This window comes from Caulobacter sp. FV1ye13L (genome assembly GCF_058681155.1).
The window spans coordinates 4,037,204-4,054,350 of record NZ_CM178732.1; the positions used below are offsets into that span (position 1 = coordinate 4,037,204).

Annotated in this window: 5 protein-coding genes; all 5 read right to left on the bottom strand. The window is 67.6% G+C overall.

Going from position 1 to position 17,147, the window contains the following annotated elements; genetic code table 11:
* Positions 1-8: 8 nt before the first annotated feature.
* Positions 9-2,300: an FkbM family methyltransferase gene (locus ACW176_RS19550; protein ID WP_492110311.1), complete on the bottom strand. Its 2,292-nt coding sequence runs from the start codon at positions 2,298-2,300 to the stop codon at positions 9-11.
* A gap of 10 nt (positions 2,301-2,310) precedes the next feature.
* A complete protein-coding gene (locus tag ACW176_RS19555) occupies positions 2,311-4,347 on the bottom strand; it encodes an O-linked N-acetylglucosamine transferase, SPINDLY family protein (protein WP_492110312.1) in 2,037 nt (678 codons plus the stop codon).
* Positions 4,348-4,542: 195 nt separating this feature from the next.
* A complete protein-coding gene (locus ACW176_RS19560; protein WP_492110313.1) occupies positions 4,543-12,537 on the bottom strand; it encodes an ice nucleation protein in 7,995 nt (2,664 codons plus the stop codon).
* Between the two features lie 414 nt (positions 12,538-12,951).
* Complete coding sequence (locus ACW176_RS19565) at positions 12,952-13,680, bottom strand: response regulator transcription factor (protein ID WP_419320786.1); 729 nt, start codon at positions 13,678-13,680, stop codon at positions 12,952-12,954.
* Between the two features lie 128 nt (positions 13,681-13,808).
* Complete coding sequence (locus tag ACW176_RS19570) at positions 13,809-17,054, bottom strand: autotransporter outer membrane beta-barrel domain-containing protein (protein WP_492110314.1); 3,246 nt, start codon at positions 17,052-17,054, stop codon at positions 13,809-13,811.
* Positions 17,055-17,147 lie beyond the last annotated feature (93 nt).

Genomic DNA, 17,147 nt, shown 5'->3' on the forward strand with positions numbered 1-17,147 from the left:
CGTGACGATCAGCCCGGCTCCGCCCCCAGCACCCGCGGATCGTTCTCCAGGCTCGACGTATCGAAGCCGTGATAGAGCGACAGGAAGCGGAACGGGTGCTCCTGATAGCTCTCGAACATGATGTTGTTGATGTCGGTGGTGGTGTCGAAACAGCCCAGCACCGCGTCCGGAACATGCCGCGTCAGGTGATGACGACCCAGCAGCAGGGCGACCTGGTCGATCCAGCGGGTGACGACGTCACGCGCCAGCCGGTCGTCGAGATAGGCCCGCAGGAAATTGAACAGCCGCGCCGCGTTCGGGGTCGGATTGACCAGCAGCAGGTTGGCGGTGATCCGCGAGCCGGCGGCGAGGTTCTTCCAGTTTTCGTTGAAGACCACATCGGCCGTGGCCCACTGCTCCAGCAGGTCGCTGACCCCGCGTTGCAGCAGCAGGTCGATGTCGGAGACGAAGATCGGCCGGCCCAGCGTCTCCAGGAGGCCGCCCAGACGCTGGAAGCGCACCGACTGGAAATGGGCCACCGGCAGGGCGATCAGCCCCTTGGGCGGCGCGTCATAGCAGCGGGTGGTCACCGCCGCCGCATCGAAGTCGTCGCCGACGAAGATCAGGCGCTCGTCCGTCACGCCAACCGACTTGACCGCCTGCGCCAGCCGGTCGCCGCCGCCGATCACGTGGATCACCACCAGACTGGACACGTCACTGTGGCGCAGCACCGACAGGGCGTACCACCGGCCGTACTGGTCGACATATTTCTCGTCGGCCGCAGCGAAGAACACCGCCCGGACGTCCAGGCGGTCGGCCAGGGCCTTCAGCCCGGCCGCGTCCAGGGCTTGGCCCGTCGCGGTCAGGAAACGGGCCGGCGGGTCGGACGGCGGCGCGGGCGTCGGCCCGATGATCGCCTCGATATCCAGCGAACCCAGCAGCGCCCTGTAGTGATGCACCCAGTCGGACCATTCAGGGTCAGACAGCAGGTCACCCACCGCGACATTGGGAACCTCGGTCGCGAGGTTGGCCAGCAGGGCCAGGTCGCTGTCCGACAGCGGCCGGCATAGCAGCAGGCTCATCGCCTCGTGGAAGTCGCGCAGGCGCACCAGGGGATGGATGTCCTTGTCGGGCGACACCGCCAGCACGGCCCGGCGCTGGAGTTCGGCCTCGTGGTCGCCTGTCGCCCGCGCATGGTCGGCCAGCAGGGTCAGCGCCCCGACATGGCCCGGGTCCAGAACGATCAGCCGCCGGGCCAAGTTCAGGGCCTCTTCCGTGCGTCCCAGGGCCTGGTTGCAGCCCATGGCCGCCCCGACCATCTGGGCGCCGCCGGGCATCAGCTCGGCCATCACCGAAGCATAGGGCTCGGCCAGGGCCACCTCGCCGCGGTTGAGATGCAGGTTGAAGGCCTGTGAGCCCATCGAGGTCTGCTGCTGGATCAGGGGCCACAGAGCGTGGATATCCGGCGTCAGGGCCCGGGCCTTGACCAGCGCCCGCAGCGCCTCAAGCACCCGCCCGCCCGCCAGATGGCTGCGCGACACGCCGATCCAGGCCGCATAGTCGTGCGCCCCGCCCAGCAGGTGCTCGAACAGGACCAGAGCGTCTTCGGGACGATCCTCGGTGAACAGCCGCTCGGCCAGGGCCAGCACGTCAGCCTGCCGGCCGCCGGACGACGACGTCTCAGGGCGCCGCAGCCGGTCGGCGCGCTCGAACAGCACGTCGATCTGCAGCAGCGCATTGTCATGCAACTGCGGCATCCGGTTGAATTCCATGACGTCGGCGCACTTGAAGCCCATCTGCGCCATCTTGGCGAAGATGTCCTCGGCCCGGGCCCCGCCGATATTGTAGTCGACCAGCGACACCTCGATCTGGATGTAGTCGGCCTTGGACAGCACCGCCTGGCCGCCGACCAGCACGTCCACTTCCGAGCCCTGGGTGTCGATCTTGACGAAATCGAACTGACGGCCGGCCAGAAGGTCGTCGATCCGGGCCTTGTCGACCTCGTGCCGGATCGCGGTCTCGTCGTCGAAATATTCGGTGTTTTCACGATAGAGCGAGCTGCCGGTCGATTGCAGCCACGTCTTGCTGAGGAACAGCTCGCCCTTGCCGGCGACGTCCGAGGCCGCCACCTCGTGCCGCTCGAACGGCAAGCGCAGCAGCCTGTCGCGGCAGTGGGGATTGGGCTCGATCAGGGTCGGCAGGCAGCCCGGAAACACCTCCAGAAAGCCGTGGGTGAACTCGCCCAGATGCGCGCCGACGTCCAGCATCGTCCGGGGCGCGTAACCCTCGCGCCGCAAGGCTTCGAGGTGCTGGCGGTTCATCGGCGGGTCCTCATCGGCCCTCGGCTGCGGCTATGTCCTCGGCGGTCCAGAACCGGCCGTCGGGGCCCTGCGGACGCGCCAGATGGCGGCGGGTCAGGGCCGCCTTGTAAAGGTTCTCGAAATCGCGCTCGACCAGCATCTCGCGATCGTCGCGGTCCAGCGCGATGCCGATCTCCAGATAGGCGTCCAGATTGGCGATGTTCGGCGTCGGCCGCTGGCCGGCCTGATACTCGGCGGCCATCGCGTGGAACAGGTCCTCGACGCTGCGCACCAGCAGGTCCATGTCGAACAGCACGCTGGTGGCGCGATTGGCCTCCAGCCGCTCGTGCAGGGCGCGCGAGGCGTCGCGGTCGCCCGCAAGGGCCACGGCGCGCTCGACATAGTCTTCCGCCGTCTCGCAGACCAGTTCAGGCAGGCCCGCCGAACGCACCAGGCTGCCGCACACCCGCGAGGCGAAGCTTCGGCCCGACAGGGTCAGCACCGGCACAGCCATCCACAGGGCGTCCGAGGCCGTGGTGTGGGCGCCATAGGGCGCGGTGTCCAGGAACAGGTCGGCCAGCGGATAGCGGGCCATGTGTGTCGGATTGGGCTGCTTGGGCGCGAAGATCAGGCGCTCGCTCTCAACGCCGCGCAGGCGGGCCTGCTCGCGCAGACGGGCATTGGTTTCAGGATTGCTGTCCAGCAGCCACAGCACGCTGCCGGGCGTGCGCTTGAGGATCTCCATCCAGCGACCGAAGGTAAAGGGCGTGATCTTTTGCGGCCCGTTGAAGCAGCAGAAGACAAAGGCCTCGTCGGGCAGGCCGGCGTCGGCGCGGCTGGGCCGGGCCTCCGCCACGATCCGCTTGCGGTCATTGGGCTGGTAGCAGGGGATGCGCCGGACGGCCTCGGAGTAGAACTGTTCCAGCTCGGGCGGCGTGATCCACGGATCGCCTATGATGTAGTGGTGGAACGCGCTGCCCATGGTGCCCGGATAGCCCAGCCAGTTGACCAGGATCGGGGCCGGGCGGCGGGCGAAAACGGGGGTGCGCGAGTCGCGCGTATGGCCGTTCACATCGACCAGGATGTCGATCTGGTCGTTGGCGATCGTGCGGGCCGCCTGGTCATCGGTCATGCCGCGGATGTCGGTATAGTGCTCGACCGCCACTCGGGTGCGGGCGTTGAGGGGATCGGTCGCCGGCGGGCCGCAGTAATAGGCGAACACCTCGACCTTCTCGCGGTCGTGCAGCTCGAACAGCTCGGCCATCAGATAGCCAACGGCGTGGTCGCGCAGGTCGGACGACACATAGCCCACCCGCAGGCGACGGCCGGTCAAGTCGATGGGCGCGTCGCGGCGTTCGGCGACGATGGCCTCGGGCGCGCAGCTGCCGTCGCGGTCGGTGAAGGCGGCGGCGGCGCCCAGCTGCAGCAACGGGTCGTCGGAATAGGCGGCCACCGACAGGGGGTTTATCCCCTTGAGCAGGGCGCGGCGATCAACGCGCTCCCACGGCTCCAGCGGCGGCCACTTGCACTGGCCCAACCGCGCGGCGACCAGCTGGCCGATGGTGTCCAGCTGGGTGGGATCAAGGTCAGCGCAGCGCCACAGGGCGGTCTCGGCGCGGCCGGTCTGCTGAGCCTCCAGCAGGGCGCGGGCCATCTGCTTGTAGGCCGAGAAGACATAGTGGGCGTTGGAGCCGGTGATGGCCAGGGGACGCGTGGCGGCGGCGTTCCAGGTCGCAATCCCCGCTTCCAGCGCCCCGGCCCGCTCCTGCAATCCGCCCAGATTGATATAGGCCGGCAGGAAGTCGGGATTCAGGGCGATCGCCCGCTCCAGATTGGCGATCGCCGTATCAGCGCCGCCGATGTTCGACTGCAGGGTCGCGCAGTTGAACAGGGCAATGAAAAGCTGCGGATGCTCGGGATTGAACTGGATCCAGATCTTGTAGACCTGCTCGGCCATGGCCGACTGGCCGGCCTCGGTATAGCGACCGGCGGCGTTGATCGCATCGCCGAGCGGCAACCCTTGCGTCGTGATGGCCTGGAGCAGGGCGAGGTCGTCGGTTTCAACCATGGTCATCTCAAGCGCGTTTGCGAAGCCGGAGCGCCCCCGACTCGCATCGCGTGATGTTGGCACGTCGCGCAAACCTCACCAATCGCGGCACGACCGGGCCGCGTTCTGGCCAGTCGCGTTCTGGCCAGTCGCGTTCTGGCAGGGCGCGCCCTGCCCGGCCGCCGGCGTCCTGCGACGCCGGCGGACAGAAAGGTCTTAGGTGACGCCCAGATAGGCGATGATCTGCGGATCCGACAGGCTCTGCACCTGGGTGGTGGTCAGAGCGCCGGCCTGGGTGGCGGTCAGGGCCGAGATGTTGGTCGTGCTCAGATTGTCCAGCTGGGTGATCGTCAGGCTGGCTAGCTGAGTACCTTGCAACGATCCGACCTGGGTCTCGTTCAGACCGCCGATGACGGTGTTCGACAGGGCCGAGACCTGGCTGGTGGTCAGGGCCGCAATCTGGGTGTTGAACAGTTCGCCGATATCGGTGGTCGACAGCCCCTTGATCTGGGTCGCCGTCAGACCCTTGACCTGGGTCGTGCTCAGCGCCGCCGTCTGGGTGGCGTCGAGCGCCGAGACGTTGGTGGCGCTCAGCGCGGCCAGCTGCGTCGTGGTCAGGGCGCCGATCTGGGTATCCAGCAGTTCGCTGATGTCCGTCGTCGACAGGCCGCCCAACTGCGCGGTCGTCAGACCCTTGATCTGGGTGGTGTTCAGCGCCGCGACCTGGGTATCGGCCAGGGCCGAGAAGCTGGTCGCCGTCAGGGCGCCAAGTTGCGACGTGCTGAGCGCGGCGACCTGGGTGGTCGACAGCGCCTGCAGGGCGGTCGTGGCGAAGGCCGTGATCTGGCCGGTCGTCAGGGCGCCGACCTGGGTCGCCGACAGTTCAGTGATGTCGGTGGTCGACAGACCCTTCAGCTGGGTGTTGGTCAGGCCCTTGACCTGGGTGGCCGAGAGACCGGCCATCTGGGTCTCGTTCAGGGTCGACAGGTTGGTGGCGTTCAGGGCCGCCAGCTGCAGGAGGCTGAGCGCCGCCAGCTGGGTGTCGGCCATGGCGCCGGCCTGGGTCGTGTTCAGGGCGGTGATCTGCGAGGTGGTCAGGCCCTTGACCTGGGTCGTGCTCAGGGCCGCGATCTGGGTGTCCTTCATGCCGAACAGCATGCCGGGGCTGAACGACCCCACCTGGGCCGCCGACAGGGCGGCGATCTGGGTGGTGGTGAAGTCAGAACCGATGTCCAGATCGTCCATCGCCGCCAGTTGGGTGGTGGTGATGGCCTTGACCTGGGTCTCGTTCAGCGCCCCGAACTGAGTGGCGTCGAAGGTGCGGATATTGCTGCCCAAGGCCGCGACCTGGGTCGCGGTCAGGGCTGCGATCTGGGTGTCGACCAGGCTGTAGGCCTGATCCACGGTCAGGACCCCGACCTGGGCGGCTGTCAGGCCCTTGATCTGGGTGGCGTTCAGCACATCGATCTGGGTGTCGTACAGCGCCTTGACGCTGGTCGTCGTCAGGCCGGCGATCTGGGTCGCGCTGAGCGCGCCGACCTGGCTGGTCGACAGTTGCTGGACATTGGTGGCGGTGAACGCGCCGATCTGGGCCGCCGTCAGAGCGCCGACCTGGGTGGTCGACAGCTCGGTGATGTCGGTGATCGACAGACCCTTCAGCTGGGTGGCCGTCAGCGCCTGCACCTGGGTGTTGCTCAGGGCCGCGACCTGGGTGTCGGCCAGGGACGAGACATTGGTCTCGGACAGGGCCTTCAATTGATCCGCCGTCAGGGCGCCGATCTGGGTCTCGGAGAACTGGGCCATGTCGCCCGTGTTCAGACCCTTCAGCTGGGTCGCCGTCAGGCCCTTGATCTGGGTGGTGCTCAGAGCGGCCACCTGGGTCTGGTCAAGCGCCGACAGGTTGGTCGCCGTCAGGCTGGTCAGCTGGGTCGGAGTCAGGGCGGCGATCTGGGTGTCCAGCAGCTCAGCGATGTCGGTGACCTTCAGACCCGCCAGTTGCGAGGCCGTCAGACCCTTGATCTGCGTGGCGTTCAGGGCCGCGACCTGGGTGTCGGCCAGGGCAGAGAAGGCCGTGGCGGTCAGGACGCTGATCTGGGCCGCGCTGAGGGCGCCGACCTGGGTGGTCGACAGGGCCTGCAGGTTGGGGATGTCCACCGCCGCGATCTGCGCGGTGGTCAGGGCGCCGACCTGGCCGGCCGAGAGCTCGCCGATGTCGGTGGTGTTGAGGCCCTTGATCTGGGTCGTGGTCAGAACCTTGATCGAGGTCGTCGAGATGGCCGCGATCTGGGTCTCGTTCATCGCCGAGATGTTGGTGGCGCTCAGCGCCGTCAACTGCGCCGTGGTCAGGGCCGCAACCTGGGTGCCGGCCAGTTCAGCGATGTCGGTGGTGTTGAAGGCGGCCAGCTGCGTGTTGGTCAGGCCCTTGATCTGGGTGGCGTCGAGAGCGGCCATCTGGGTGTCGACCAGGGCCGAGACCCCGGTGGTCGACAGGCTGCCCAGCTGGGTCGCGGTCAGGGCCGCGACCTGAGTGGCGGCCAATTCGCCGACGTCAGCGGCCGAGAGCCCCTTCAACTGCGTGGCTGTCAGGCCCTTGATCTGGGTGCTGTTCAGCGCCGCGACCTGGGTGTCGACCAGGGCCGAGACATTGGTCGCGCTGAGGGCGCCGATCTGGGCGGCGCTCAAGGCGCCGACCTGGGTGTCGGCCAGATCACCGACATTGCCGGCCGTGAGGCCCGCGACCTGAGCCGTGGTCAGGCCCTTGACCTGGGTGGTGCTGAGGGCGGCGAACTGGGTGTCGGCCAGCAGGGTAACGCTGGTGACCGACAGCGCGCCGATCTGGGTGGCCGAGAGGCCGCCGATCTGGGTGGTGGACAGCGCCTGCAGATTGGTGACCGACAGCGCGCCCACCTGGGCGGCGCTCAGGGCGCCGACCTGGGTGGCGGAAAGTTCGCCGATATCGGTGACCGTCAAGCCCTTCAGCTGGGTTGTGCTCAGCGCCTGGACCTGGGTGCTGGCCAGGGCGCCGACCTGGGTCTCGCTAAGGGCCGAGACGTTGGTCTCCGACAGCGCCTTCAACTGCTCGGCGCTCATGGCGGCCACCTGGGTGGTCGTCAGTTCGGCCATGTCGGTGGTCGACAGACCCTTCAGCTGGGTAGCCGTCAGACCCTTGATCTGGGTGGTCGACAGGGCTGCCGTCTGGGTTTCATTCAGGGCCGAGATGCTGGTCGCCGTCAGGGCGTTCAGCTGGACGACCGTCAGGGCCTGCACCTGGGTGTCGGCCAGTTCGGCCACGTCCGTGGTGCTCATACCCTTCAGCTGGGTGGCGGTCAGACCCTTGATCTGGGTGGCGTTCAGGGTGGCGACCTGGGTGTCGACCAGGGCCGAGAAGCCAGTGGCGCTGAGCGCGCCCAGCTGGGTGGCGCTAAGGACCGCGACCTGGGTGTCGGCCAGATCAGCGATGTTGCCGGCGGTCAGATTGGACAGCTGGCCGGTCGTCAGACCCTTGATCTGGGTGGTGCTCAGGGCGGCCAGCTGGGTGTCGGCCAGCTGGGCGATGCTGGTCGCCGCCAGGGCGGCGATCTGGACGGCGCTGATGCCGCCGATCTGGGTCGTCGACAGTTGCTGCAGGTTGGTGATCGACAGGGCCGCGACCTGGGCGGCCGCCAGAGCGCCCACCTGGGTGGCCGACAGCTCGGTGATGTCGGTGGTCGACAGACCCTTCAGCTGGGTGGTGCTCAGCGCCTGGACCTGGGTGTTGCTCAGGGCGGCGATCTGGGTGTCGACCAGGGCCGAGATGTTGGTTTCCGACAGAGCCTTCAGCTGGTCAGCCGTCAGGGCCCCGACCTGGGTGCTCGACAGCTCGCCAATGTCGCCTGTGTTCAGACCCCGGATCTGGGTCGCCGTCAGGCCCTTGACCTGGGTGGTGCTCAGGGCGGCCACCTGGGTCTGGTCAAGCGCCGAGAAGCTGGTCGCGGTCAGGCTGCCCAGTTGGGCGGCGCTGAGGGCGCCGATCTGGGTATCGGCCAGTTCGGCGATGTCGGTGGTGTTCAGACCGGCGACCTGGAGATTGGTCAGGCCCTTGATCTGGGTGGTGCTGAGAGCGGCGACCTGGGTGTCGACCAGGGCCGAGAAGTTCGAGGCGGTCAGGGCCCCGATGTGCGAGGCCGACAGGGCGCCGACCTGGGTGACCGACAGGGCCTTCAGGTTGGTGGTGTCCAGGGCCGCAAACTGCGCGGTCGTCAGGGCGCCGACCTGGGTCGAAGACAGCTCGCTGATGTCAGTGGCGTTGAGCCCCTTCACCTGGGTCGTCGACAGAGCCTTGATCTGGGTGGTGCTCAGAGCGGCCGTCTGGGTCTCATTGAGCGCGGAAATGTTGGTGGCGCTGACGGCGGAGAGCTGCGTCGTGGTCAGGGCGGCCACCTGGGTGTCGGCCAGTTCGCCCATGTCCGTGGTGTTCAGGGCGGCCAGTTGCGTGGTCGTCAGACCCTTGATCTGGGTGGCGTTCAGAGCCGCCATCTGGGTGTCGACGAGGGCCGAGACGCCGGTCGCCGTCAGGCTGCCCAGCTGCGTCGCGGTCAGGGCGCCGACCTGGGTGTCGGCCAGTTCGCCGATGTCGCCGGCCGAGAGACCCTTCAGCTGGGTCGCCGTAAGGCCCTTGATCTGGGTGGTGCTGAGCGCGGCGACCTGGGTGTCGACAAGGGCCGAGACGTTCGTCGCGCTGAGGGCTCCGATCTGGGCGGCGCTGAGGGCGCCGACCTGGGTGTCGGCCAGATCACCGATGTTGCCGGTGGTCAAGGCGCCGAGCTGGGCCGTCGTCAGCCCCTTGACCTGAGTGGTGCTAAGGGCCGCGAACTGGGTGTCTGCCAGCAGCGAGACGCTGGTCGGAGCCAGGGCGGCGATCTGCGTGGCGCTCATCCCGCCGATCTGGGTCGTCGACAGTTGCTGCAGGTTGGTCACCGACAGGGCGCTGATCTGGGCCGTGGCGAGGGCGCCGACCTGGGTGGCCGACAGTTCGGTGATGTCGGTGGTCGACAGACCCTTCAGCTGGGTCGTCGTCAGAGCCTGGACCTGGGTGTTGCTCAGGGCGGTGACCTGGGTCTGGCTCAGGGCCGAGATGTTGGTTTCCGACACAGCCTTCAGCTGGTCGGCGGTCAGGGCCGCGATCTGGGTGTCGAGCAACTCACCAATGTCGGTGGTGGACAGGCCCTTGATCTGGGTGGCCGTCAGGCCCTTGATCTGGGTCGCGTTCAACGCGGCGACCTGGGTGTCGACCATGGCCGAGAAGCCGGTGGCGCTCAGCGCGCCCAGCTGGGTCGCCGTCAGGGCCGCGACCTGGGTGTCGGCCAGCTCGCCGATGTCGCCCGCCGACAGGTTCTTCAGCTGAGTGGCCGTCAGGGCCTTGATCTGGGTGGTGCTCAGGGCCGCCGTCTGGGTCTGGCTCAGGGCCGAGACGCTGGTGGCGCTGAGCGCCGCGACCTGGGTCGGGGTCAGCGCGGCCACCTGGGTGTCGGCCAGTTCGCCGATGTCGGTGGTGGTCAGGGCGGCCAGCTGCGAAGTCGTCAGACCCTTGATCTGGGTGGAATTCAGCACAGCGACCTGGGTGTCGACCAGGGCCGAGAAGGCCGTCGTGCTAAGGGCGCCGATCTGGGCGGCGGTCAGCGAACCGACCTGGGTCGTCGTCAGGGCCTGCAGGTTGGTGATGCCGAGCGCCGAGGTCTGGGACGGCGTCAGGGCGCCGATCTGGTCAGCCGTCAGCTCGGTCATGTCGGTGGTCGACAGACCCTTCAGCTGGGTCGTCGACAGACCCTTGATCTGGGTCGCCGTCAGGGCCTGGGTCTGGGTCTGGTCAAGCGCCGAGATGTTGGTCGCCGTCAGCGAACCCAGCTGGGCCACGGTGAGAGCCTGGATCTGGGTGTCGACCAGTTCGCCCATGTCGCCGGTCGTCAGTCCCGCCAGCTGGGTGGCCGTCAGGCCCTTGATCTGCGTTGCGTTGAGCGCCGCCGTCTGGGTCTGGTTCAGGGCCGAGACGCCCGTGGCCGACAGGGCGCCGATCTGGACCGCGGTCAGGGCCGCAACCTGGGTGTCGGCCAGTTCGCCGATGTCGGTGGCCGACAGGCCCTTCAGCTGATTGGCCGTCAGGCCCTTGATCTGCGTGGTGCTCAGAGCCGCCACCTGGGTGTCGGCGAGGGCCGAGACATTGGTCGCGCTGAGCGAGGTGATCTGGATCGCCGTCAGGGCGCCGACCTGGGTGCCAGCCAGAAAGCCGACATTGGTGGTCGTCAGGGCGGCCAGCTGGCCGGCCGTCAGGCCCTTGATCTGGGTCGTGTTGAGAGCCGCGAACTGGGTGTCGGCCAGCAGGGTGACGCTGGTGTTCGACAGGGCGGCGATCTGCGAGGCGCTGATGCCGCCAATCTGGGTGGTCGACAGCTGCTGCAGATTGGTGACCGACAGGGCGCTGATCTGGGCCGTGGCCAGGGCGCCGACCTGGGTGGCCGACAGCTCGGTGATGTCGGTGGTCGACAGACCCTTCAGCTGGGTGGTCGACAGAGCCTGGACCTGGGTGTTGCTCAGGGCGGCGATCTGGGTATCGACCAGGGCCGAGATATTGGTCTCGGTCAGGGCCTTCAGCTGGTCGGAGGTCAGGGCGCCGATCTGGGTGGTCGACAGCTCGCCCATGTCGGCGGTGCTGAGGCCCTTGATCTGGGTGGCGGTCAGGCCCTTGATCTGCGTCGTGCTGAGCGCGGCGGTCTGGGTGGCGTCCAGAGCCGAGATATTGGTCGTCGACAGGCTGGACAGCTGGGTCGGCGTCAGGGCCGCGACCTGGGTATCGGCCAGTTCAGCAATGTCGCCGGTCGTGAGCCCCTTGAGCTGGGTCGCCGTCAGAGCCTTGATCTGGGTGGCGTTCAAGGCCGCAGTCTGAGTGGCGTCGAGCGCGGACACACCGGTGGCGCTGAGCGACGAAACTTGGGTTGCCGTCAGGGCTGCGACCTGGGTGTCGGCCAGTTCAGCGATGTCGCCGGCGGTCAGGGCGGCCAGCTGCGAGGTCGTCACGCCCTTGATCTGGGTGGCGTTGAAGGTTGCGACCTGGGTGTCGGCCAGGGCGACGAAATTGGCGGCGGTCAAAGAGCCGATCTGCGAGGCCGACAGCGCGCCGGTCTGGGTGGTCGACAGCGCCTGGACCTGGGTGTTGGCCAGGATCGCGACCTGCGCCGTGGTCAGGGCGCCGACCTGGGTTTCCGACAGTTCGCTGATGTCAGTAGTGGTCAGGCCCTTAACCTGAGTGGTCGTCAGGCTCTTGATCTGCGTGGCGTTCAGCGCCGCCGTCTGGGTGGCGTCGAGCGTCGACACGCTGGTTGCCGTCAGGGCGGAGACCTGCACGGCCGTCAGGGCGCCGACCTGGGTGTCCAGCAGCTTGCCGACGTCGGTGGTGCTCAGGTCCTTCAGCTGGCTGGTCGTCAGCCCCCGGATCTGGCTGACGTTCAGCGCGGCCACCTGGGTGTCGGCCAGAGCCGAGACCTGGGTCGAAGCCAGGGTTCCGAGTTGCGCGGCCGAGAGGGATCCAACCTGGGTGGTCGAAAGCTCGCCGATGTCAGTGGTGCTCAGGCCCTTCAGCTGGGTCGCCGTCAGGCTGCCGATCTGGGTAGTGGACAGCGCCGCCACCTGGGTGACATCGAAGGTCGAAACCTGGGCGCCAGAGAGTGCGCCCAGCTGGGCGACAGTCAGGGCCTGCACCTGGGTGTTGGCCAGTTCGCTGATGTCAGTTGTCGTCAGACCCTTGAGCTGCGTCGCCGTGACGCCCTTGATCTGGGTGGTCGAGAGGGCTGCAACTTGCGTGTCGACCAGGCCCGAGAACTTGGTGGCCGACAGCACACTGACCTGCGTCGCGCTCAGCGCGCCGATGTGGGAGGTGTCGAGGCCGGCGAGTTGGGTCGAGGTCAGGGCCGAGACCTGCTGGCCGCTGAGGGTCGTCAGCTGACTGACATCGAAGACCACGCTGGGCGCGAACTTCGGGATCTGGGTGGTGGTTAGGGCCTTGATCTGGGTCGCGCTGAGCGCCGCGACCTGGGTATCGGCCAGGACCTCGATGCCGCTGGCATTGATGGCCCCGATCTGGGTGGAGCTGAGCGACTGGATCTCGGTCGTCGACAGGGCCTGGATAGCGCTGGCGGGAAGGGCCGAGATTTGAGCGGCGGAGAGGCTCGAGATCGACATGCAGCTGTCCTGGCCGGGGTCCGCGCGGAGCGCGCGAAACTCTAACGCTTTTCGGAAACGGAGCCTGGATATGCGGGCGCCGACTCTGACCGACTCCGGTCGAGTTCCGGTAACCTTATTTTCTTTCCAATAGGTTTCAACGGGACATGCGGCCGCAGTCCCGGGACACGCCGGACAAAGACCTCAGAAGATCGAGGTCAAACGGCCAGATCTGTGCAAAGGCCTTCAATATCAAAGCCTGAGCCAGCAAATGAAGCGATGGTTTTTCTGCTCGCCCCGCTACGTGCGGCCTCTTCAGGACGTCTAGTTCGAGGCCGCAATCGCCATCATAGCGACCGCCGACGATGTCTGGCCAAGCAAGGTGATTCGCCGGTTCCTTAAGGAACGCGCTTAATTTCGGTTAGTCAGTTGGTTCTATTCGGCCGAAACCCGCTCCACCGTCGCCGCCAGAAGATAGCCTTCATACCTCACGGTACGGATCAATTTTCGCCCCCCTTCGACATGGCTCAACTTGGATCTCAGACGGCTCATGGTGACATTGATCTGCTGTGGCCCGACGCGCCCCTCCCCGCCCCGAGGCCCCTGCATCAGCTGCTCGCGAGTCAAGATCTGCTGAGGCCTGGAAACCAGGGTCAGCAGCAGCGTGAACTCAGCCGACGACAGGTCGACCACCCCGCCATAGGGATCCAGCAGCTGATGGGCGGCGACGCTGAGACGCCAGCCGTTGAACCGGTAGACGATGAAGCGATCATCGTCCCGACCCGGTCGAGCGCAGTCGCGGCGGCGGCGCAGAACCGAGCGTATTCGGGCCAGAAGCTCCCTTGGTCGATACGGCTTGGCCAGGTAGTCGTCGGCGCCCATCTCCAGCCCGACGACGATGTCGCTCTCCTCGGCCAGCGCGCTGACCACAACCAGCCCCGGAGATGGCGTCCGCTCCCGCAGGCGCCCGCAGACCGACAGTCCGCCCTCGTCGGGCAGCATGATGTCGAGCACGACGATGTCGATTTCGATCTCGCTGAGGATCCGGTCCATCTGCCGGCCAGACGACGCCGCGACGACCTCATATTCGTGCCGCGAGAGCAGATCGCTCAGCGAGGCGCGGGCCGCCGGGTCGGGGTCGAGCAGGAGAATTCTTTGACGCACGGCGGCAATGCTTCCGAAACCTGGGGAAACCCCTGGCTATCAGTCACGCTTGGCGGGGGGATTTCATATCCGGCGGAATTGTACTGAAACCCGCTTGAAACCATGGCCCGATTGTGGCGCGGCCGGATCTAGAACATAGCCCGGCCCGATAGTCTCAGATTGTACTTGGTCTGCTTGCGCGAGGCCTCGGCCCCGCCCTCCAGCGCCAGATACGACATGGCCGAGCCGGCCCGCAGCGCCAGGCCCAGGGTGACCGCGCCCTGCCGGTCGTCGACCGAGCTGAGGGTGAAGGAGGACCCGCTCCGGAAGCGGGCGACGGTGTCGCCGACCTCGCCCGCCAGGGTCTGGCGATAGCCCACACGCACTTCTGGCCGCCACCAGACGTCCTGGCCGAAATTGGCGCCAAACACGATCCCGGCGTCGCCGCTGAGATTGCTGAAGGCCCGCGAGTCGACAATCAGGTCAAAGCCGTCGCCGCCGCCGCTTTCGACCCGCTGGCCCTCGCTGAGATAGACATAGTCCAGCCGCGCCTCGGGCCGGGCGTAGAAGCGGCCCAGCGGCTGCTCATAGGCGATCCCGGCGAAGGCGTTGGCGGTCGCGCCGTTCCAGTGGGCGGTGTTGGTCAGGATGACATCGGCGGTTCCGTCGCTGTCGGCGTCCTCGCTGATGAAGCTGCGGTCGCCGGTCAGCCAGCCATAGCCGCCCCCGCCGCCCAGATTGAACCGCCAGCCACCGACCGCGCGCCGCCAGTAAAGGCCTGCCTGGACGAACGAGGCGCTCGTCTCCTCGCCGACCTTGGCATAGGTGTCATGCTCCTCGATGCTGACCACCGCCAGGGTCGCGCCCAGCGCCCCGCCGGCATCGCCCATCGCCTCATAGCCGGCCACGAAGCCCAGGGCCTGGGTGTCGGAGCCCAGGGTCTCGCCGTCCCGGCGCTGCACCAGGGTGTTGATCTGCTGCACCCAGACGCTGTCGGGGCCATAGCGCTCGCCCTTGTCCGGGCGGATCGCCGTGGCGGCCGAGATCTGCTGGTTAGCCGACTGCAGGGCCGAGAACATCCCCTCCCCCTGGCTGGGCAGCATCTGGTTGTAGAGATTGTAGAAGCCGTCGCTGGTCTGCTGCCCCAGGAAGGCCCCGGCGATGTCGCTGTCCTGGCCCAGAGCGGCGAAGACGGCGTCCCAGGCCGCGCCCTGCGCGACCGTCATGCCGGCCTCGGCCGCCGTGCGCCGCCGCACGTCGATATTGACGCTGTCGCCCGCCTGATAGGCGTTGGCGACATAGAGGAACGGCGCGTCGCCCAGCAGGTCCTGACTGATCGTCCCCGCCGTCAGGCTGCCGGCCTTGATGACTTCATAGGTCGTCGCGTCGGTCAGCAGGTTGTTCAGCGACAGACCCAGATTGGCGCCCGAGGCGATGGTGGCCCTATCGACCACGAACCGCGTCGCCGTGCCCGCCTCGGGGTCGACGCTGAAGATCAGCTTGCTGTCGGCGCCCAGGGTCAGGCTGGTGGCCTTGATGTCGCCGGTGTTGGTCAGGCCCAGAGCGCCGGTCCCAACGGTGACGTCCAGCCGGCCGTCAGAGTCGGACAGATAGGTCAGCACCGAGGCGCCGCCGTCGACCACCAGCGTATCGGCGCCCGCGCCGAACACGATCTCGCCCACGAGGACGCCGTTGAGGATCCTGACGCTGTCGTCGCCGGACCCCAGCAGCACCTTGCCGACGATGCTCGGCTCGTCGCCATCGTCCACCCCGTCGCCGTCCGTATCGGTGTCGGCCACTTCGTCATCGCCATCGTCGCCGTCATTGACGCCCGACTGGACGATCGAGACGCCGGTGGTGTTCTGGCTCAGGTCGATGGCGACGGCCCTGCCCGTGACCGTCTCGTCGGTGGCGTCGTCATTGTCGTCGTCCAGGTCGTAGTCGTCGTCGGTGGCGACCACATAGGCGGCGATCGAGCCGGTGTTGACGATGCTGTTCAGGGTCCCGGCCCTGTCGAGAACCGCATAGGCGGACCCCGCCTCGCCGGAGACCGAGGCCAGGATGCTGCCCGCATTGACCAGGCTGGTCATCGACGCCCCGGCCTCGATGACCAGGCCGCGGGCCGAATAGTCGCCGTCCGAGACCGTGTAGGCGCTGATCGCGCCGGTGTTCCACAGGCTGTCGGCCACCGCGCCGGACTTCAGCCGCAGCCCGGTCGTCTGGGCCTCATAGGCGCTGGCGCTCAGCGAGCCGCTCAACCGCACGCCGCCGGTGATCAGGGTCGAATAGCCGGCGTCGCCGCCCAGCTGCACCGCCGTGGTCTCGATGTTGTCCAGCGACCCCACGGCCGCAACCGAGCCCCGGATGATCAGGCCATAGGCGTCGTCGCCGGTTCCCACCGCCCCGAGGGTGACCGTGTTGCTTTCCGAGCCGATCTTCAGAGCCGGCGCGCCGCCATAGACGGTGACCGAGGCCGCGCCTTCGCTGCTGTCGGTGACGCCGTCGCCATCCTCGTCGTCGCTGGTGTCGTCATTGGTGTCGGTGGGCGCGGTGTCCAGCAGCACGCCGCCGCCGACATCGGCCGTCACCCGCACCGCCGAGCCGCTCTCCAGGATGTCGTCGGCGTCCAGCAGGGCCCGGTCGTCGGGATCGCTGATCCGGCTGGTGTAGCGATAGCCCGTGGTCGTCACCGAGCCCTGGATGACGAAGGCGCCGTCGACGGCGCTGTCGATCGCCACGCCGGTCGCCCCGCCGCCCGTGACGCTGACCGCCCCCTCGACCGTGACATCGCCGGTCACCGACCCGCCGACGCGGACGCCATAGCTGTTGTCGCCGACGACCGTGATGGTTCCCGCCTGGGTCAGGGCTCCGACCAGACCGGTTTCCAGGCTGACGCCCGCCGAGCCTGTCCCCTCGACATAGATCGTGCCGGCCGAGGCGTTGACGATATCGCCCGTGAAGGTTCCGGGACCGACGATGCGGATGCCATAGCGCCCGGTCCCCTTGGCGAAGACGCCGTCGAGGTCGCCGTCCTCGTCGCTGTCTTCGTAGTCGTAGTCCTCGGTCAGGCTGATCGAGCCGGCGTTGGTGACCGAACCCGCATGGCCGCCCAGCACCAGAATGCCGACCGAGTCGGAAACGTCGATGCTGGCCAGGCCTCCGTTCATCGTGACCAGGTTGTCGCTGTCCAGCGTGATCATCCCGCCTGAGGCGCTCAGGGTGATCACCCCATCGGCCGTGACCTTCACATCATCGGCCGCGCCGCCATTGGGGCTGGAGGTGCTGATCGGCGTGGTGCGGCTGCTGCTGGTGACCTCCACCTCGGCCAGGGCGGCGCCCGCGCAGGCGAGCAGGGGAGCGGCGGCGGCCGTGGCGACGAGGAGCTTGCGCAGCATGGATAGACCTTCACGAGACGTCGCGAAGGCCTAGCGAGGCTGGGTGGCCGGGGCGTGTCCGGCTTGTTGCCCGACCGTGAGCTGCGGAAATCT

Bases quoted from the DNA above. Each gene is read 5' to 3' on its own strand.
- ACW176_RS19550 (WP_492110311.1), bottom strand. From the start codon at position 2,300: ATGAACCGCCAGCACCTCGAAGCCTTGCGGCGCGAGGGTTACGCGCCC.
- ACW176_RS19555 (WP_492110312.1), bottom strand. From the start codon at position 4,347: ATGGTTGAAACCGACGACCTCGCCCTGCTCCAGGCCATCACGACGCAA.
- ACW176_RS19560 (WP_492110313.1), bottom strand. From the start codon at position 12,537: ATGTCGATCTCGAGCCTCTCCGCCGCTCAAATCTCGGCCCTTCCCGCC.
- ACW176_RS19570 (WP_492110314.1), bottom strand. From the start codon at position 17,054: ATGCTGCGCAAGCTCCTCGTCGCCACGGCCGCCGCCGCTCCCCTGCTC.